Annotated in this window: 19 protein-coding genes; all 19 read right to left on the bottom strand. The window is 67.1% G+C overall.

Features of this window, described 5'->3' with window-relative positions; translation table 11 throughout:
* Positions 1–9: 9 nt before the first annotated feature.
* The 19 genes from DA075_RS10280 to DA075_RS10180 all read right to left on the bottom strand — a co-directional run bounded on the left by DA075_RS10280 (position 10) and on the right by DA075_RS10180 (position 16,851).
* Positions 10–1,416 (bottom strand): glycine-rich domain-containing protein, encoded by a 1,407-nt coding sequence (locus tag DA075_RS10280; RefSeq protein ID WP_099953125.1) that lies wholly within the window; start codon positions 1,414–1,416, stop codon positions 10–12.
* A gap of 4 nt (positions 1,417–1,420) precedes the next feature.
* Positions 1,421–2,428 carry a baseplate wedge 1 family protein gene (locus DA075_RS37110; RefSeq protein ID WP_210207030.1) on the bottom strand — a complete coding sequence of 336 codons (1,008 nt, stop codon included), beginning with the start codon at positions 2,426–2,428 and terminating at the stop codon, positions 1,421–1,423.
* Complete coding sequence (locus DA075_RS10265; protein ID WP_099953124.1) at positions 2,425–3,864, bottom strand: baseplate J/gp47 family protein; 1,440 nt, start codon at positions 3,862–3,864, stop codon at positions 2,425–2,427. Before DA075_RS10265 ends, DA075_RS37110 begins: the two co-directional genes overlap by 4 nt.
* Positions 3,865–3,875: 11 nt before the next feature.
* Positions 3,876–4,226 carry a contractile injection system sheath initiator gene (locus tag DA075_RS10260; RefSeq protein ID WP_099953123.1) on the bottom strand — a complete coding sequence of 117 codons (351 nt, stop codon included), beginning with the start codon at positions 4,224–4,226 and terminating at the stop codon, positions 3,876–3,878.
* Positions 4,226–4,903, bottom strand: coding sequence for a hypothetical protein (locus DA075_RS10255; protein WP_099953122.1), 678 nt, complete (start codon positions 4,901–4,903; stop codon positions 4,226–4,228). Before DA075_RS10255 ends, DA075_RS10260 begins: the two co-directional genes overlap by 1 nt.
* Positions 4,900–5,763, bottom strand: a complete 864-nt coding sequence (locus tag DA075_RS10250) for a baseplate hub protein (RefSeq protein ID WP_099953121.1) — start codon at positions 5,761–5,763, stop codon at positions 4,900–4,902. The genes DA075_RS10255 and DA075_RS10250 overlap by 4 nt, the downstream gene beginning before the upstream one ends.
* A 70-nt stretch (positions 5,764–5,833) precedes the next feature.
* The gene (locus tag DA075_RS10245; protein WP_099953120.1) at positions 5,834–6,574 is read right to left on the bottom strand and encodes an antA/AntB antirepressor family protein; all 741 of its coding nucleotides are present in this window, start codon (positions 6,572–6,574) and stop codon (positions 5,834–5,836) included.
* A 265-nt stretch (positions 6,575–6,839) separates the two neighbouring features.
* The gene (locus DA075_RS10240; RefSeq protein WP_099953119.1) at positions 6,840–7,148 is read right to left on the bottom strand and encodes a phage baseplate plug family protein; all 309 of its coding nucleotides are present in this window, start codon (positions 7,146–7,148) and stop codon (positions 6,840–6,842) included.
* Positions 7,149–7,940 carry a hypothetical protein gene (locus DA075_RS10235; RefSeq protein WP_123834246.1) on the bottom strand — a complete coding sequence of 264 codons (792 nt, stop codon included), beginning with the start codon at positions 7,938–7,940 and terminating at the stop codon, positions 7,149–7,151. It lies immediately after the preceding gene.
* Positions 7,941–7,988: 48 nt separating this feature from the next.
* Positions 7,989–8,861 (bottom strand): hypothetical protein, encoded by an 873-nt coding sequence (locus DA075_RS37105; protein WP_210207029.1) that lies wholly within the window; start codon positions 8,859–8,861, stop codon positions 7,989–7,991.
* A 509-nt stretch (positions 8,862–9,370) separates the two neighbouring features.
* Complete coding sequence (locus DA075_RS37100) at positions 9,371–11,770, bottom strand: M15 family metallopeptidase (RefSeq protein ID WP_244936554.1); 2,400 nt, start codon at positions 11,768–11,770, stop codon at positions 9,371–9,373.
* Between the two features lie 3 nt (positions 11,771–11,773).
* Positions 11,774–11,899, bottom strand: a complete 126-nt coding sequence (locus DA075_RS38115; RefSeq protein ID WP_276330929.1) for a hypothetical protein — start codon at positions 11,897–11,899, stop codon at positions 11,774–11,776.
* Positions 11,900–11,907: 8 nt separating this feature from the next.
* Complete coding sequence (locus DA075_RS10210; protein ID WP_099953116.1) at positions 11,908–12,393, bottom strand: phage tail assembly chaperone; 486 nt, start codon at positions 12,391–12,393, stop codon at positions 11,908–11,910.
* A gap of 10 nt (positions 12,394–12,403) precedes the next feature.
* Complete coding sequence (locus tag DA075_RS10205; protein ID WP_099953115.1) at positions 12,404–12,832, bottom strand: phage tail fiber protein; 429 nt, start codon at positions 12,830–12,832, stop codon at positions 12,404–12,406.
* A 26-nt stretch (positions 12,833–12,858) separates the two neighbouring features.
* Positions 12,859–14,832: a DUF3383 family protein gene (locus DA075_RS10200; protein WP_099953114.1), complete on the bottom strand. Its 1,974-nt coding sequence runs from the start codon at positions 14,830–14,832 to the stop codon at positions 12,859–12,861.
* A gap of 9 nt (positions 14,833–14,841) precedes the next feature.
* The gene (locus tag DA075_RS10195) at positions 14,842–15,567 is read right to left on the bottom strand and encodes a phage neck terminator protein (RefSeq protein ID WP_099953113.1); all 726 of its coding nucleotides are present in this window, start codon (positions 15,565–15,567) and stop codon (positions 14,842–14,844) included.
* Positions 15,564–15,968: a hypothetical protein gene (locus DA075_RS10190; protein WP_099953112.1), complete on the bottom strand. Its 405-nt coding sequence runs from the start codon at positions 15,966–15,968 to the stop codon at positions 15,564–15,566. The genes DA075_RS10195 and DA075_RS10190 overlap by 4 nt, the downstream gene beginning before the upstream one ends.
* A gap of 2 nt (positions 15,969–15,970) precedes the next feature.
* The gene (locus DA075_RS10185; RefSeq protein WP_099953111.1) at positions 15,971–16,414 is read right to left on the bottom strand and encodes a hypothetical protein; all 444 of its coding nucleotides are present in this window, start codon (positions 16,412–16,414) and stop codon (positions 15,971–15,973) included.
* A 2-nt stretch (positions 16,415–16,416) separates the two neighbouring features.
* Positions 16,417–16,851, bottom strand: a complete 435-nt coding sequence (locus DA075_RS10180; protein WP_099953110.1) for a DUF4054 domain-containing protein — start codon at positions 16,849–16,851, stop codon at positions 16,417–16,419.

Raw genomic sequence — 16,851 nt, 5'->3', positions numbered from 1 at the left:
ATGCTCCAATCAGTAGCGGGCGATGACGAGGCCGGAGGCGCCGGCACCGCCGATGGAACCGTTGCCGGTCACGTTGTTGCCGGCAGATCCGGAGCCGCCACCTGCGGGAAATGAACCGCCGTTGCCGGCAAAGCCAAAATTAGGTGGCGTAGTAGAAGAGTTGTATGATGACCCGCCGGATCCGCCGATAAACACGTTGTTGCTGACGGTGTACGGAAGCCCACCAAAATAGCCGGGGCGCGAAACTGCCCCACCGGATCCGGTGCCACCGGCGCCACCTCCTAACGATCCACCGTTGCTGGATCCGCCGCCGCCGCTACCCCCGCCGGCCGCGATCGTTACGCTCGTGCCGTCGGGTTTCGTGTAGGTCACCGAGGACAGTGAGCCGTTGCCGCCGTTGCTGCCGCTCGGGGTCCCCGACGCGCCGCCGCCGCCCACGACGATCGTGAGTGCAGACCCGGCGCGACACGCGTAGGAGCCCGCCTCATAGTCTCCTCCACCACCGCCGGCGCCCGCAGCGGTCGTGCCGTTTCCCGTCGCCCCGCCGCCGCCGCCGCCGCCGCCCCAGACCTCGATCCCGAACGTCGTGACGTCGGTCGGCAGCTGCAGGGTGTAAGTGCCGGGGGAGTTGTAGACCGTAGTGCGACCACCAACGACCAGGCGACTGCCGAAAATATTGGTGATGACCGTCGAGGAGACCTCGGACGACGATTGGCCCAGACGGCGCAGAACGCCGTTCAGAAACACGGCAAGGAACGGTCGGCCAGCCGGCCCGTCACCCGCCGTCGGGTCGCCGCCGTCGTTTCGCTTGAGGGAGATCGCTCCGAAACTCTGGATGCTGACGGTGGTCGGGCCGGCGATGTCGAGCGCCGGGACGATCTCGAACACCTGATAGTTGCTGAGCGCGGTGATGGCCGGCACCAGCGTCGGGATCGTGATGGCGCCCGGCGTGGTGCTGGTGTCGGTACCGGCATGGATCAGCGACGTCTGCGGCACCGAGGCGCCGGTCAGGACGGGCTGCCAGTTCTGCGCAGTGCCGCCGTCGGGGTTGGTCGTGTTGTTGTCGATCGTGTTCAGCCAGACGAGGCCGGCCGTGGTCGAGGAGAGCAGCGCGCCGCGCGGGTAGCCGCCGATCTTGGTGGCGAATGTGCCGTCCCAGAGGTTCAGGCCGCCGGCCGCCTGCCAGCGTGCCCACAGGGTGAGCAGCTTGAACAACCCGTTCAAATCCTGGCCGAACGGCGGAACGCCCCCGCTGCCGACCGGCAGGAAGTTGAGCGGAGGAAAACCGTCCTGCAGGCTGGCCGCGCCGTTGGCGATGCCGATCTGGGAGCCTTCGGGGATGTCGCGGATGTAGCTTGGGGCGGCCCCGTTGGCGAACGGGATCGGGAACTTGGCGGGGGCTTGCGACTGCTGCATCTCGCTACCTCGGGAGGATGACGACGGAGGCCGCCACGCCGGTCGGCGTCGGCAGGACGCCGGATTGCTGGACGATCGCGAGCTCGACGGGGGTCAGGTCGAACTCGAACGCGTAGGTGATGGCCGCGTAGGGGTTCGGCTGGCCGGCGTAGAATGGGGCGACCTGCGCGCTGCCCGAAGCCGGCGAGGTGCCGACGCCGCCCGCATAGAGGGGCGCGGTGTTCAGCGCCTCGTCGCCGGGCCGGGCTTCTGCGAAACCCAGGTACGGGCCCGGGTAGTCGACGAGGGTGTTGAGTCCGCGGATGTAGTTCGGCCGGACCGACGCGGCCTCGGCGAACCCGAAGTAGCTGTCCGGCACCCGCTCCTTGACGTAGGCGTTGCCGCGACCTGGGAAGATCCGCCGCAGGATGGCGTTGATGGCTGGGATCGACCCGCCGCAGATGTTCGCCGCGGCCTTGGCGTAGATCAGCCGGCGATAGGCCTCCGTGCCGAGCCGGAAATTCTGGGTGGTGACCGACCCGTCGTAGAATGGGCCGTACTGCGCCGACGTCTCATCCGTGGCCTGCTGGATCGGGCTCGCCGGCAAGAACGTGCCGTAGCCGTAGGGCTCCGACCCGGGCTGCGCCTCGGCGAACCCGAGACAGGCGCCGTAGGTCAGCAGGGCGTCGTTGAAACCCGTGATCGTGCCGTCGCCCTGCACCGCAGCCTCGGCAAAGCCGAGGAACCGGCTCGTGACGACCTGCAGCACCCGGTTGACGCCGACGATGCGCCCCCAGATGTCGAGCCCGTAATCCTCGGCGGTGTCGAGGTCGCGGACGCGGCGGAAGAAGTCGTCGAGGTTGGGCCGCTGATCGAGCGCGGCCGCCTCGCTCTCCAGGATCCCGATCAGGATCGGGCTGTTCGCGAACTGGCTGAGGATCGTCGTCCAGACGTCGAGCTGTTCGGTCTCCGGCAGCTGGCCGCCCGGCGCGGTGCTCCGGTTGTGCTGCGGGGGGTAGACGGGCCCGGTCATACCAGCGTGACGATGATGTTCGCGGCCGAGAGCGAGGGCACCTGGTCGATCCCGACCGGCACGCGGAACTGGTCGGGCTGCGCGGCGTAGAGGCGGCGCGACGTGATGGCGGGGTTGGGGGTGGACAGCGCGTAGGTGCCCGCGCCGCCCGTGCCGGTGGCGTAGGACGCGACCCTGGTGCCAGGCAGCAGCACGCCGTTGTCGTCGAGGATCGTCTGGCCGACCTCGAGCGCGCCCGAGCCCGAGCCCAGGGCCGTGACCTGCAACGCCGTCCCGTCGATCGCTCCCATGAATGTCGCGTCGGGCACGGTCGAGGCGCCGATGCGCAAGGACACGATCCGCGCCCACGGCCCCAGCGCCTGCACCGGGTCATAGTAGCGGCTCGCCAGGATTTCAGCGCCGATCCGCGCGCGCGGGCCGCCATCCTCACCCGCGAAGGCCGCGATCAGGGCGTTCTGGATCTGCTGCGTCGCGTCGGCCGGCACCAGCGCCGAGTTCTTGATCTGGACCTCGAACAGGACAGGCAGCGGCCGGGCGTAGTCGAAGTGCACCTCGTAGGCGGGATACGGCGGGCTGTAGCCGGAGGCCGTGTCGAGCACCGTGACGGTGGTCGAGCCGTTGGTGTTCGCGACGCCCTTCCGGGTCCAGATCGCCCGAGCGATGTCGTCGGCCGCGCCGCCGGCGACCGACACGTAGACGCTGTTCGCCGAGAGCGTGTAGCCGCCGATCGTTTTCGGCAGGTTGGTGTCGTTCTGCACCACGAAGGCGTCGAGGACGCCATCCACGCTCAGCACCGCGCCACGCACCGCCGGCAGGTGGCCGGCGGCGTTGTGCGCCACCGACTGCCGCCGCCGGATCTCGAAATCCGCCCGGCCCTCGACCACCGCGCCGAGCACGCCGTCCTGCGGGTTCGTGATCGTATCCCACCCGGGGATCGCCTGGTAGATCGTCGAGAGCGCGCCGGCGGGGCAGGCGATGGGCCCGGGCGCGGTGCAGGCGAACGGCAAGGTCATCGTGCCGGAGGGGCCGAACGTGCCGGTCTGCTGGCAGACGTAGAGGTTGTCGTCGGCGGCGCGCGCCTGGGCGCCGGCGGGAATCGTCACGCCCTCGAGCCCGATGCAGACCGCCTGCACGACGGTCGGCTGCGCGGGGCGGCGCTCCAGGAAGTAGATGCGCCCGATCGCGTCCTGCATCCGGCCCTGCGCGTAAGCCGGATCGGTCTGGGACACGATGCGCAGGAACATGTCGTTGACGTTGCCGACCAGCGCAGCGATCGATGTCGCCATCTGCCCCTGCGGGGTCTTCGGGCCGGGGTTGAGCCCGCCGCCGAACGCCCGTTGCAGGTCGGCCATGGCGCCCGCGTACAGGGCGCTCTCGGCCGGCGCGACATAGCCTGTCGGCCCGAGGGTCGGGCGCGGGATCGCGGTGCTCGACATGGATGCTCGTGTCAGAAGCTGGCGGCGGAGACCGCGCCGGCGCGGTCGGTGATCTGGACCTGCCCGGAGAGGTGGCGGCCCTCGAACCGCGTGAAGAAGGCACGCGCCTGGACCACGCCCGGGACGGTCAGGGCCTCGGTTTCGAGGTAGGACCGCACCAGGGAGAGCGGGACCTGCTGGCCGAGGATCTGGTCGCGGTAGGGGATGCCGGCGCGGGTGTCGTAGTAGACGTCGCCCTGCCAGGTCCGGATCGCGGTCGCGGCGTCCTGCGCCATGGCGTAGGGGTTGCTCGCGACGGCGATGTTGCCGGCGGTGTCCTGGCAGAGGTCCCAGGCGACCGTGTCGAGGAGCAGGCTGCGCATCAGGTCCCCGGGATCGGCTTGTCGGTCGAGGGGTGCTTGTGCTGGGAGACGGTGACCGAGGCGCCCTTGGCCTTCGCGGTGACCTCGCCCGGGGCCTTGATGGCGCCGTCGCGGTCGATGACGACGCCGTTCAGGTTCCAGCCGTCCTGGCCGCCCACCAGGGTGTTGCCGTTGCGGTCCTGGATCTCGACGCCCTTGTCCGTGAAGTGAATCCACTGCTTGGGCTTGTCGGCCTTGCGCGGCAGCGGGCCGTGGTAGACCGCATCCGACATCGACCCGCGGCGCTTCGAGCCCGGGTTCGCCTCGCTCCAGTCGTTGGCCTGGGCCGAGGAATGGTCGCGGTCGAGGACGGAGAATGACCCGACGTCGCCCACCTTCGGATCATTGATGATGACGCTGTCGCCGCCGATGCTGCGGGTGGCGGGGATGCCGTAGATCGTGCCGTGCGACCGGCTCTTGCCGGCCCCGTTCATCTGCTTGACGATCGGTTGGATGTCGACGGTGGGCGGGCTGTCGCGGCCGCCACCATGCACCGCCACGATCTTGCCGACGAAGTGGGTGCGATGCTGCGCCTGCGCCTGGTCGGTGAGGTACCGGTGCTGATTGAGAGGCGAGTTGCCGTCGGTCAGCCCGAGTTGGGACGCGACATCCTTGTCGTCGCCGACACCGCCGCTCATGACGAGGCTCCGATGATCCGGTTCAGCGTCAGGGTCGTGAACCACTTACCTTTCGGCACTTCGGCCTCAAGGGCGTAATCCAGGTTGATGATCGACCAGGACCCGCACGCCGGTTTCAGGTCCGACTGCACCTCAACCTGCCGGCCGTACTGAATTGCCGGATTGAACAGCGTCGTCACGTCGATCCCGGCCTGAGTGTAGGCAGGGTATCCGACCATGCCCGTCTGTGGCGAAATCAGGACAGACTGTCCCTTCCGGGTCTTGCCGGCGGGCCAGATCGCCAGCGTCCCATTGTCGATGATCCAGCTGATGCCCGCAGCCCTGGCGAGTTCGTGGGCCTGCTGGCGCGCCGAGCCGGGCAGGTAGGGGTTCACGATCTTGGTGTCGACGCCGTTGTTCTCGAACTTCAGCTCCGCCTTTTTGGCGATCTGCTCCATCGTCTGCGCGACGTCGGTCGAGCCCTTCTGGCTGGTGACATCGACCGGCTTCACCGCAGCAAACAGGCCGGCGAGCGCCGAAACCCGCAAGCAGGTTTCAGGCATTGCCCGCATGTCCGCAAAGGCCACGTTGATGTTGCCCTCAAAGACCATCGCAGGCTGCTGGCCCTCTTCGTAGGCCTTCAGGGTGATGACGTTCTTCGAGAACAGGTTGAACTGCGTTCCGAGCGTGGTCAGCTGATTCATGACGCTCAGCGGAAGGCCGAAGATCGCACATTCGAGCTGCGCCATGTCGGCGCCGCCGGGCTTGCGGATCAGAGCGACGACGCGGTGCCCCTTGATGTCCGCCTTGTTGCCGCCTCCGCTGTAGGAGCCGGAGGCCAGGGAGATCGACACATCGATCATCTTGCGGCTGAAGGTCATCGCGTCTCGTGCTCGACCAGGCGGAGGCGGGTCGTCGCCTCCGCCTCCTCTGATTGCCGACGCGCCTGCGTTAGACGAGCCGCAGTACGCCCTGACCGCGCCGCTCGGCGACCTTCTGCTCGATCTCGGCCCTACCGCCCTCCATCAGCCACTCGCGGCTGACCATCGGATCGAACACGTAAGCCTGCCGGCTGCCGAGGCTGGCGAGCCGCACGACGACGCCCTTGGTGGCGTGGAACCGATAGAGCCGGCTCGACACCCACCGCGGGAGCCCGCGCAGACCTTTTCGCGCCGTGACGCCCGCCATCTCGATCACCTGTCCGGCGCTGACGCCCTGGATGACTGCGTTGTGACCGGTGGCGACCTGCTCACGGACGAGGGCCGGGACGACCTCCGACAGCTGCTTCGCGACGATGCGCTTCACCATGCCGCCGAGCGCGTTCATGTCGATCGCCGCGGCCTCGTGTGCCCGCTTCTCGACCTCGATGAAGTACCGTCGAGCGCGTCGTCCGCGCTCGTTGTTTTCGACCATGGCGAGCTCCTTCGCCATGTCGAGGGTCAGGTGGTACTCCACCGACCGGCGATCGCCGCCGCGGCCGGATCGATCCCCCCGATTGGGGGAATCGATCACGACGTAGTCGACGTGCTCCGCGAAGCCGTACTGCGCGATGCGCTTCTTGACCCAAGTGGTGAAGTCCCGCCCAACGCCTAGGCACGCGTGCAACTCGCGCGCGTCGGTCGTCTGGACGAGGCCGGCGCCGATGACGCCTTCTCGCACCACGGGGAACGGGGTATTCGTGCTGTCGCTCATCGATGCTCTCTCATCGATCGGGAAGTTGCCCCGGCTGGTAACCGGAGCGGCGAACGGGCGGCGGGGCTTGCTTTTCCAGGGCTGGGCCCCGCCGCCGACCTCCTTGCGGAGGATCCGAGAACCGCAACCTAACACCCCAGGGTCTCGGTTGCCTGAAGGGCTGCGGAAAGATGGCGGCGCGTGGCATTTTTAGCGCACGCCAGTTCTATCTACCGGCAAATCATTAAAATCCGTCAAGCAATGGCGAAGGATGCGAGACCCGCCGTCAGCGGATCGTGAGTTCGCCGGCCTCGATGTAGGCGAGCCCGAACCGAGTCCCCAGCCCCTCGTAGGTGGGATCGGCGGTGCCCTGCGTGTCGACGAAGCACAAGTCGCCGACGAAGCCGATGTAGTCGCTGCGCACGATCAGGTTCCGGTCCTGGCAGACCGCACCGGCGAGCAGCAGCGCGTCGTTCACCCGCAGGTCGAGGTGCAGCCCGTAGGCCTTCTGGTAGATGTCGATCTGCGCCAGCTGGCCGGCGAGCGTCACCATCACTGTCTGCGACGGCACGGGACGCAGGGGGATGATCTGCATCTACTGGCCTGCTGGCACGTCGATCGGCTCAAGGGCGATCTCGCCTGAGGCGACGTTGCCGCCGCCGCCCGGACCGTCCGGGATGGCCGTGTCCGGGATCGGCGTGTTGATGAACGAGCCCGCCGGCACCCCGGTGGTGCTGCCCGGGTTGTTGGGGTCGAAGCTGCCGCCCGGCGAGAAGCCGGGATTGCTGAAGCTCTGGTCGCTGACGGTGCCGCCAGCGCCGCCGGTCTCGTCCACGCTCGAAGGCTGCACGGTGCCGCCATTCTCTTGCCCGGCCCCGCTCGGGGCCGCGGTCGAGGATCCCGAGCCGCCGGTGCTGGGCGAGGTCTGGCGGATCTCCTGGCACCACACCGCCACGATCAGCAGGCCGGCTCCGGCCTGGGCGGTGCGGCGGTAGTCGAGGTGGACGATGTTGACGTCACGGTAGACCGTCTCGGGCGTGACGGCGTCGTAGAGGTTCAGGTCTCCGGCGATGGCGCGTAGGGAGTTGAGCAGCGTCGCGCGCCTGGCCTCTGTGCCGCCGGCCGTGAAGATCAGGCGGACATCGAAGGGGATCGCGACCTTGTTGAAGGACTCGAAGCTACCCTTCTCAAGGGGGTGATCGCTGACGGCCCAGTCCGCCTTGTGGTCGAACGCCACGACGCTCTCAGCCGTCACGGCCGGGCGTCCCTGGCGATAGAGCCCCCATTGCGGGGCGCCGCCGACGCCTACGCCGAAGAGCGGGCCAATCCCCGCCGCGTCGGCCGCCGCCAAGATGATGTCGCCGCCGGACTGAGGGGCGAACGTCACCGGGGGGACGCCGTCGACATCTGGAACGTTGACGGGGAAGGGCATACACTACCGCTGCTTGTGTCCGACCACGACTCCGCCCTCGACGATCACGCGGTTCATGTATCGATTTCTTCCAGTTCGCCCGTATTTCCACGTTTCGGTGGTGCGGGTCTTGTAGACATCTGATCCAATGTCATCGGGCTCCCCCCAGGAATCCCGGAGCATTTCAGCAGTCATTCCCTGCCACATCTTGGCCGCCACGATACGATCTACGATGGCTTCGTCGCCATACTTCGTCAGCAAGTCGTCTCGACGGCGCTTTCTGGCTCTGACCTTAGATAGATGGTGCAGGAAGAAGCCGAAGGCCGCGAAGGCGAGGAGCGCCAACCATTCGTGGGCATCGGACGTTGCAGTCTTAGGCACGGTCGAAGCTGGGGGCGACGCTCCGTCGGTGCGACCCGTCGTGCCAGGCGGCATGACATAGTTGGGCGGCCTAAACGAAGGCTGGCCGGGCAGGGGCAGAGGGCGGTTGGGTGCCGGCTCTCGACCCCCTATGGGCCGCTGACTGTTTGCGTCGGCGCCACCACTGGCTTTGCTTCCAGACTCGCGCTCAATCAGGGCGAATTTGTCCTGCGCCGCCTGAGGCTCATGGGCGGCTGAGGCATTCGCGGCCCGTTTCGCCAAGTCGGAGGCTATCCGCTGTCCTACCGCCCGCGGAAGGTCGTCAACGTATTGCCCTTGGAAAAAATCCTCTCCAGCGCCGGGGTAGTAAACTCTGTCGTGTATTGCGACCATTGCATCAAGCTCATTGGCGCAGCGTCGCATTGGAATTTCCAATTTCGACCTGAGCCGCTTTTGCTGAATGGCCGCTTCAATGTCATTTTCTTTTAGTGCTTCACGAGCAATGCAATCAGTGGCAGACCTAATGAACGGCAGCACGACACTTCTCTGTCGCGCGACTTCCTGGCCGCTGCGCGGCTGCGCCTTTGCCCCGTGGACAAATATAAATACAAATATTATGCAAATAAGCCTCATTTTGCATTTCTATTACAAAAAACTAGCGAAAGTGTAAGCCTCCCTTTGTCAAAATACTTAGAACGCATGTCAACAACTAGGTTGCCGGTTGGTGTTGGAGATATTTGCACACTACCTATATATTTTACGCCTCCAAAATCGCACTTCATATTGGCAGATCTGCCAATCGCATCAACTTTGATGTCTATCAATTTGCAAGACGTTTCATATTGCTCAATGACATTCTTGCCAAGGAATGTATTGTAAGTGTCTCCGGGCCCGCGGTTGCACTCCGACTTGGTTTCGGCCCAAAGCCCCGTGAACTCATAGGGAATTTCGTCAGCGGCGGCGGCTGAGGAAGAGACGATTAGGAGGGCAAGTAGGAGGCTGCGCATGGGCGCAAAATGGCACACTCTACTCGCTTGGCAAGGTGCCTATGCCTGCCCCGTCGTAGCGGCGGCCACGAACGATCGCCGCTTCAACGACTCTTCCATGTCTCGTGCAATGCCGCTTGCGTCGGTCGCTGCAGTCTGAACTGTGACGCTGCCGATGTGGGTGCTGTTCGTCGTAGTCGAGTTCGACCGGTTGTCGTTCATCTGGCGCCCGATCTGTGCTGCCTGCGCCTCGCGAGCCTGTGAGACAGAGGCCATTGCTCCCGGCGCCCCGCGCCACCAAGCTTGCGGGGCAGCCTTAGGTGTGGACTGCGGAGCCGCGTCTTTCGGATTGCGCCCAGTCCACTCGAAGTGCATCGCATCCTTGGTGCGCTTCCAGTCGCCGCCCCATGAGAGGCCGTGCTTGGCAGCCAGGTCCGAGATGTTGGGGGGAAGATCGGTGATGAGCTTCCCATTCGTCATGGGGTTTTTTAGTGGGTTGATGTCGATTGCGTTGCCGTATGCGTGCTGGCTGAGCCCTGTACCGTTGCGCTTGGTGCGATAGTTGTACCCGCCGAGACTGTCGATCTTGTACCCGGTGCCTTCAAGTTCATCGATGAAGTTCTTGAAGGACTCCGCGGCGGCTGCGTGCACGGTGACCTTCTTGCCGGAAGCCGTGGTGATGGTCGTCAGGTTGGTGCCAGCCGCGCCGTACTGCCCCTGCATGTGGTTCGCCGATCCGCGCCCGGGGGCGCTTCCCGACCGGCCACCGATGCCGGCCCAGTTCCCGATGCCGTTGTTCCCGGCGCCGTGGAACGCGCCCCAGCCATTCTTTGCCGCGTGCTCGAGCGCAAAGTCGATCTGCTGCTTGTAGGTGCTCTTGTCGCTTGCGTGCAGGCCGGTGCGCTTTGTGAACTCGTTCCCGAGCCCGCCGCCATAGAACATCTGGTAGGGGCCGAACGACATCCCATTGTCGCCACCGCCGTCCTTCTTGCCATCCAGCTTGTAGCCGCGCAGCCCCTCGGTGTTCGCCACCGCCACGGCAGTGTCGGGGTCGATCCCGAGCGCGGCGGCACGCTGTCGGATGTAGGCGACCACTTCTGGGCTCGCCCCTTTTGAGTCGAGCAGGCCGGACTGGGCGCCGATCCCAGGCGCGCCACCGCCAGCTGCCTCACCACCCCCGAGCCCGAGCATCCGCCGGATGCCGCCCGTGACCCGCCCCATCAGCGTCGGGCCGCCCCCGCCCCCGCCCCCGCCAGTCGAGCCGTAGATCCGGTTCGCCAATCCAGGATCCAGCGCGCGCACCACGCTCTCGTGCCAGGACTGGCTGCGCTCCGGCGGCGCCAGGATGCCCTGCGAGTTGGCCGCAGCCGCTGCGGCGCCGAGCCCGAGCCCGCCCATGATGCCGCCGAGCAGCCCGCCGCTCGCCGCCGCCGTTGCCGCGCCCGCCACCCGCCCGCCCGTCAGCAGCAGCCGCATCGTGCCGAGCACCCGCAGGAACGCGATGGCCTTCGACCCCAGCCACAGCGCGAACAGCGCCTCGGTGATCCTGACCAGGGTCTTCGTCTCCGACCCGGCGATCCCCATCGAGTCGGCGAACTCTTTCAGGAAGGGCACGACGTTCGACTGCACCCACTCCTTGACCGCCCGAACGATCGCCTGGATGTCCTTGAGCAGCTGCACCAGGACCGGCGACACCGCGGTCAGGATCGTGCGGCCGAAGCTCTCGACCTCCTGGGTGAGCGTGCGATAGGCGGTCTGGAGCTCCTGCGCGGCCGCGGTGTCCCTGCCCGTCGCGATGCCGAGCTTTTCGGACTCGGCCACCGCCCGGCGCAGTGCGGCACCGCCCTTAACCAGAAGGGCGATCGTGCCCTCGTCGAACCCGATCTGCTTGCCGAACCATGTCGCGCTCGCGATACCTTGCTGATCTGCGACGGCTTTCAGGTTGTCGGCAAGTGCAACAAGGCCGTCGATGCTCTTGTTGTTCATGTCGATGACCTGGCCGCCCGCTTGTCGAAGGCGGGCCAGGAACGGCAGGATCGACGAGTCGCCGGTCGTGCGGATCTGCTCGACCTGCTCGGACCAGGACTGGAACGAACGGGCCGCCGCTTGCGCGTCACCGCCCGAGCGCTCCACCGCCTTCGACATGGCGGAGATGAGCTCGGGGGCCCGGCCGATGCTGGTGGCGAGCCGCCCCAGCGCCGCGTCGGCGCTCGTGACGTCCGAGACGAAGGCCGACAGGCTGCGGCCGGTCGTGATGATCGCGAACAGCTTGGCGAAGTTGCGGACCAGCCGGTCGACGCTGGCCGCTGCCTTCTCAGCCGCCGTCTCGATGCCCTGGCCATCCTTGACCACGGCCTCGCGGGTCTTGCGGAACGAGTTGACCGCGTCGCGTTGCCCTTTCACGAATTGGGATGCGTCGATCCCCAGTTCCATCGCGAAACGGTCAAGCACAAGCGCCACGGGTCATTGCTCCTTCTGTGCCGCGCGCTCGTTGTGCGCGTCGATCTGAATCACTTCGAGCAAGTCGAAGGCGTCCTTGATGCCGTAGACGGTCTGCAACTCGTGCAGCGTCGCCCGACCAGACGACACGATGACCGCTATCGTGCGGGGGAGGTTCGGGTAATTCTTGAAACGCCGCCCGCCGCCCCCGGCATCCCCGATGTCGACTTCGACGGGGCGCCGGGCAGCGAAAAACCCACGTGCAGCTGCAGGATCTCCTTGCGCAGGAGAAGGCGTGTCTGGACCTCCTCGATATCGTCCTCGACCAGCGGCCGGACGACGTTCGGGTTCCCGCGGTCCGGGCAGGCCTGCACGCAGGTGAACATTTCGTCCATCAGCGGCTTCACGTCGGCGTGCTTGAGTCCGGTTAGGGCCTGCACGCCCATAACGGCGAGCCCAGCCATGCCGGCACCCTCGAGGTCGTCGGGGATCTCGGCGCCGGCCGCGGTCAGCGCCAACAGGGCGCGCATCGCCCAGTCCTCGGCCTGCGTCGCCGGCATCTCCTTCAGGAAATAGGTCTTGCCACCATCCCGGTTCTCCGGGTCATCGGAGGGGATGGTAACCCGCTTCTCACGCCGCGCCATCGTCGCACCCTCAGACCGGGGCCGGGAGCACGCGCTCCCAGCGGAGATTGAACTTGCGTGGCTGAAGCACCTTCTTGGCGTCGGGCAGGACCGGCGCCGAGATCAGGAAGCCTTTCGTCATGGCGTACTTCTTGCCGGTGCCCTGGAGATAGATCGTCCCGAAGGCGGTGTACTTGTCCCGGATCACGCGCTCGGCGTTCGCCCAGGCGTCGAAGAACGCAGCGGACGGCGAATCGGCCATGAGCGAGATGCCCTGCGCGACCGGGTTGAAGACGAAGCCGCCGGACAGGAAGCCGTCCACGCCCATCATCGTCTCACCGATCTCGTTGGACTCGGTGTCGTAGATGTCGTCGGCCGCGAACCCCTGGATCAGCTGCGGCGTCGGAAACAGGTTGGTGACGCCGAGCATCAGAACGGCGTTGGCGGACGTGATCGACATGTGCCGTGCTCCTTACGATCTGGCGATCACTGGATGTTGATGCTGGCGAGGGTCAGCGCTTGGATGCTCTGCCCATCGGCGTAGAAAAGCCGGCACGGCGGGCTGGCGCGGCCCTGGCGGACCTGCGGCGCGGCGTCGATGATCTGGGCGTACCAGCCACGCTGGTAGAGCGTATCGGCGATGTCGAGGCCGGCCTGGCTCTTCAGTTCTGCCTTCTGGAGGTTCGACAGCGGGATGCCGGCGCGGATCGATCCGAAGTTGATCGCCTCTTGGATCGGGTCGAGCCATGCGGCCTCAACCAGCGCGTGGCCCTCAACGTTATAGGGGATCGAGTTCGTCTGGATCAGCAGATTCACCATCGCCAGCTGCAGCTGGTTGTTCAGCCGGATCTGGTTGATGTAGCTGTCGATCCACTGGAACTTGCCGGAGATCGTGCCCCGGTTGAAGAACACGAAACCTTGGTTCGCCGTCGCGTAAGCGCCGTAGAAATTGTAGCCGTTGCCGTAGGAGCCGGCCACCTGCGGGTCACCGGCGAGGTTCGAGGCGATGCGGGCGTTGCTCACCCCGGCGACGAGGCCGGACTGCTGCCGGAACGCCAGGGTGGTGCGGCCGTTGCGGGCTCCGAAGTCGATGCTGGCGATCGCGCCGCACACGAACGCAGCATGCCCGAGGTCGCTGGGCTCGTAGATCGGGATCGTGCCTGACAGGCCGGACTGCTGCAGCAGGTAGCCGAGGCTGGTCGTCGCCGGCTGCGTCACGGTCGGGCTCGCGTCGCGGTCCCAGCAGACGTAGGCGTAGCGGTTGTTCTTCGAGTTGGTCCAGGTCGCGAACAGCATCCGCTGCGTGGTCGCGCCGGAGCCGCCGTCGGGGTCGAACAGGGTGGTGAAGCTCACCCAGTTCTGGGTGAGGTCGACGATCCCCTCCATGAAGGCGCCGGGCGTGGTCGCGTCGGCGCCGAGCGACACCACCGCGCCGGCGCCCTGGGTCAGCATCAGGGGCACGGCAAGCGAGCCGGTGGCGTAGCCGATCGACGAGGCCGCGCCGGTGATGCCGGACGCGATCTGGAGCCCGCCCGAGATCGCGTCGTAGGTCACCGTGATCGGCGTGGCCGCGGCGGTCAGCGTGCCGCTCGAAACCGTCTGCGACGGCGAGACGAAGTAGGTGCCGGCGAGGCCGGTGCCGGTGCCGAGCCCGGTGATGCGGGTGCCGGCCGAGACGCCGCCCCCGGTGAGGGTCTGGCCGACCGCCAGGGTGCCCGACGAGACCGCCGAGACGGTGAGGACGCCGTAGGCCGCCGACAGGGTGCCGTTGGGCACGACCTGGGCGGCGCTGACGGCGTAGGTGCCGGTACCGCCCGGCAAGCCGGAGAGCTGCGAGGTGACCGTAGTGCCGGCGGTGACGCCCGAGCCCGAGACGACCGCGCCGGGCACCAGGGTGCCGGAGACGACCGCGTTGACCGTCATCACGTTGCCGGCGATCGACGCGGACACGGAGGCGGTGGCGGGCGCGATGGCGCCGGTGACGGAGGCAGCGACGGGCTGCGAGGCGTTCAGGCCCTGCGCGATCAGCGCGGCCGCGGCCGAGTAGCTGGTGGCGGCCGACAGGTTCAGGCCCGAGGCGGTGTGCGGGTAGCCGTCGACCACCACCGTCAGGTCGCCCTGCATTGCCTGGATCTGGGCGAGGGTCAGGGTGTTGATCGGGCCGCCGATCAGGTAGGCCGCCGCCGCTGCTGCCGTGTAGCGCGCGATGAGCAGGCTGTCGGGCTTGATGGTCGACGTGTCGTGGCCGAGGAAGTAGACGTCCGCCCAGGTCGATTCCTGCGAGGCCGGCCCGAAATAGGCGTCGACCGAACTTCCGTCGTTCGGGAAGTCGAGCACGGTCCCGACCGGCACGCGCGGGTTCAGGGTCAGGAACAGGCCGTTGAACGCGAGAGGATTGCCGCCGGCGTTGAGGACCTGCGGCAGGACGCGGGCGACCTGAGATGCGGGAATGGAGCTCATCGTTCGTCCTCAGGCGGCGTAGACAATGTCGGCGGGGATCCGATCCACCTTGAGGCGATCGGCGTATTGCTGCGGCAGGAGCAGGGTCTGGTCGGCTTGCAGGTGAGCCTCGACCACGTAGCGGGACTCGTACTGGCCCTCGGCGTTGACGAAGGGCACTTGCTTCGGGTCGTCGGCGTGAAGCGGCGTGATCGGGTGTCCGCTCGCGCGCAGCATCTCGACCCCGGAGAGGTCACGCAGCACCGTCGCGATGGCCTGCGCGGTGTCCGAGGCTCGGGAGAGGTCGTCGCTGTGGACGTCGAGTTGCATCACGACCCGGGTGGCCTGGCGCATGGCCCGGACGCCGGCGGCGAGGGGGCGGGAGGCGAAGACGGCGGGGGACGAGAGGGTGGCCGTGCCGTCGCCGTTGATGGCGACGATGATGGGGTCCGGGCTGATCCCGGTGCCGTAGAGCGGCCGGCCCGCCTCCAGGGTGCCGAGCGTGACGCGCTCGACGGTGAGGACCGTGCCGGCGGCCGAGCCGACGAGGGTGCAATCCTGCCAGGCGACCACGTTGGTGGCGATGCGCTCGCGCCGTAGGATCGTCATCACGACGTAGTCCGCGGCCTGGGGCGCGGTGACGTTGTTGTCCTGACCCTGCACCACCTCGGCGCCGTCGGGGGTGAGCGTGAGCAGCACCGCCCGGAGCGCCGTGAAGATGTCGTCCTGCGACGGGGTGACGGCGACGGGGATCATGGCGTGTACGAGTTCTGCAGGGTGATGGCGCACTTGCGCCATTCGTGGCCCCAGACCTCCAGCACCGCCGAGATGATCCAGCGCGTGCCCTGGTCGTCCTCGGGCATCACGCCGGCCTCGAACACGATCTGGTCGCCGCCCTTCTTGTCGACCCGGATCATCGCCTCGACCTCGGCCGAGATGTAGATGACCCGGTGGACGCCCTGGATGTTCAGGGCTTCGAGCTTCTGAATGTCGCCGGTCGAGGCGGGCTGGACCTGGACCCGAATGGGCAGATCCTCATAGGTCGGGGTGCGCTTCCCGCTGGCTGAAGTCGTCGGGGCCAGAGAACGCTTGATCACCGCCGAGACGTTCGGGTTGACCCGCTGCGTGGCTTGGTTCGCGATGGCGCGGAGGTTCATCGTCACTCGACCACGTAATCGACGCTGTTCAGCATCACGGACGTGTCCACCAACGGCTTGTCGAAGCCCTTCCGCGCGATCGTCTTCGGGCTCAGCGGCGGCGAGTTCAGGTCCAGGATGCTCTGCTGGAGCTGACCCTTGATGCCCTCGCCCATCAGGCCGAGCGCCGCCTTGGGATCGTAGTTCGTGGCCTTGAGGGTCGCGGCGAGCGAGGTGGACCAGCCCGGCGATTTGTCGGCGACCATCAAGCGAAAAAACGGGCGCGGGGGGATGTTGCGCGCCGGGGCGCCGAATTCCTGCGTGGCCGCGACCATCGGCACCGATGTGCCATCCGGATAGGTCGATCCCTCCAGGAAGCCGACGGAGAGGGTCGGGCCGTCGCCGAGCTTCGCGGCGAGCTCGCCCAGGCGCCGCTCGAGCGCCATGCCACCCTTGACGGTGACCATGGCTACCAGCCCCGGCCGTAATGCGTGCAGCCGCGCCGCGGGCCCGGGATGTAGCGGGCCATGCGCAGCGGCGCGGTCGCGGCCCAGTACGCCAAACCGTAGGGCGTCATCTGGAACCATGCCGCCAGGCTGCCCTCGTTCGGCATCTCGGCCGCGGTGACGCTCACCGATCCCTCAGTGGCCGACGCGATCCGCCCGACGATGCCGCCGGACGCCGAGCCGTCGGCGTTCGCGCCGTTCAGAGAGGCGATGTGCGCGGCCAGCATGTTGAGCAGCATCAGCTGCTGCGCCGGATCGCGCACCGGTCCGGCACCGTCGTTGCGCAGGTACAAGGTGGCCTCGGTGAAGTAGTCCTCGGCCTGCGGCTGCGAGACGGTCGAGAGCTCCGGGTAGCGCCGGCACCACGCGTCATAGTCGAAGGTGGCGGCGGCGCCCAT

This window comes from Methylobacterium currus, from assembly GCF_003058325.1.
Taxonomy (GTDB): Bacteria; Pseudomonadota; Alphaproteobacteria; order Rhizobiales; family Beijerinckiaceae; genus Methylobacterium; species Methylobacterium currus.
Note: the sequence above shows the minus strand (reverse complement) of the source record. Positions and strands in the feature narration are given on the sequence as shown.

What these genes read in the sequence shown, in the direction of transcription:
- DA075_RS10280 (WP_099953125.1), bottom strand. Translation starts at nt 1,416, where the DNA reads ATGCAGCAGTCGCAAGCCCCCGCCAAGTTCCCGATCCCGTTCGCCAAC.
- DA075_RS37110 (WP_210207030.1), bottom strand. Translation starts at nt 2,428, where the DNA reads ATGACCGGGCCCGTCTACCCCCCGCAGCACAACCGGAGCACCGCGCCG.
- DA075_RS10265 (WP_099953124.1), bottom strand. Translation starts at nt 3,864, where the DNA reads ATGTCGAGCACCGCGATCCCGCGCCCGACCCTCGGGCCGACAGGCTAT.
- DA075_RS10260 (WP_099953123.1), bottom strand. Translation starts at nt 4,226, where the DNA reads ATGCGCAGCCTGCTCCTCGACACGGTCGCCTGGGACCTCTGCCAGGAC.
- DA075_RS10255 (WP_099953122.1), bottom strand. Translation starts at nt 4,903, where the DNA reads ATGAGCGGCGGTGTCGGCGACGACAAGGATGTCGCGTCCCAACTCGGG.
- DA075_RS10250 (WP_099953121.1), bottom strand. Translation starts at nt 5,763, where the DNA reads ATGACCTTCAGCCGCAAGATGATCGATGTGTCGATCTCCCTGGCCTCC.
- DA075_RS10245 (WP_099953120.1), bottom strand. Translation starts at nt 6,574, where the DNA reads ATGAGCGACAGCACGAATACCCCGTTCCCCGTGGTGCGAGAAGGCGTC.
- DA075_RS10240 (WP_099953119.1), bottom strand. Translation starts at nt 7,148, where the DNA reads ATGCAGATCATCCCCCTGCGTCCCGTGCCGTCGCAGACAGTGATGGTG.
- DA075_RS10210 (WP_099953116.1), bottom strand. Translation starts at nt 12,393, where the DNA reads ATGGCGCGGCGTGAGAAGCGGGTTACCATCCCCTCCGATGACCCGGAG.
- DA075_RS10205 (WP_099953115.1), bottom strand. Translation starts at nt 12,832, where the DNA reads ATGTCGATCACGTCCGCCAACGCCGTTCTGATGCTCGGCGTCACCAAC.
- DA075_RS10200 (WP_099953114.1), bottom strand. Translation starts at nt 14,832, where the DNA reads ATGAGCTCCATTCCCGCATCTCAGGTCGCCCGCGTCCTGCCGCAGGTC.
- DA075_RS10195 (WP_099953113.1), bottom strand. Translation starts at nt 15,567, where the DNA reads ATGATCCCCGTCGCCGTCACCCCGTCGCAGGACGACATCTTCACGGCG.
- DA075_RS10190 (WP_099953112.1), bottom strand. Translation starts at nt 15,968, where the DNA reads ATGAACCTCCGCGCCATCGCGAACCAAGCCACGCAGCGGGTCAACCCG.
- DA075_RS10185 (WP_099953111.1), bottom strand. Translation starts at nt 16,414, where the DNA reads ATGGTCACCGTCAAGGGTGGCATGGCGCTCGAGCGGCGCCTGGGCGAG.
- DA075_RS10180 (WP_099953110.1), bottom strand. Translation starts at nt 16,851, where the DNA reads ATGGGCGCCGCCGCCACCTTCGACTATGACGCGTGGTGCCGGCGCTAC.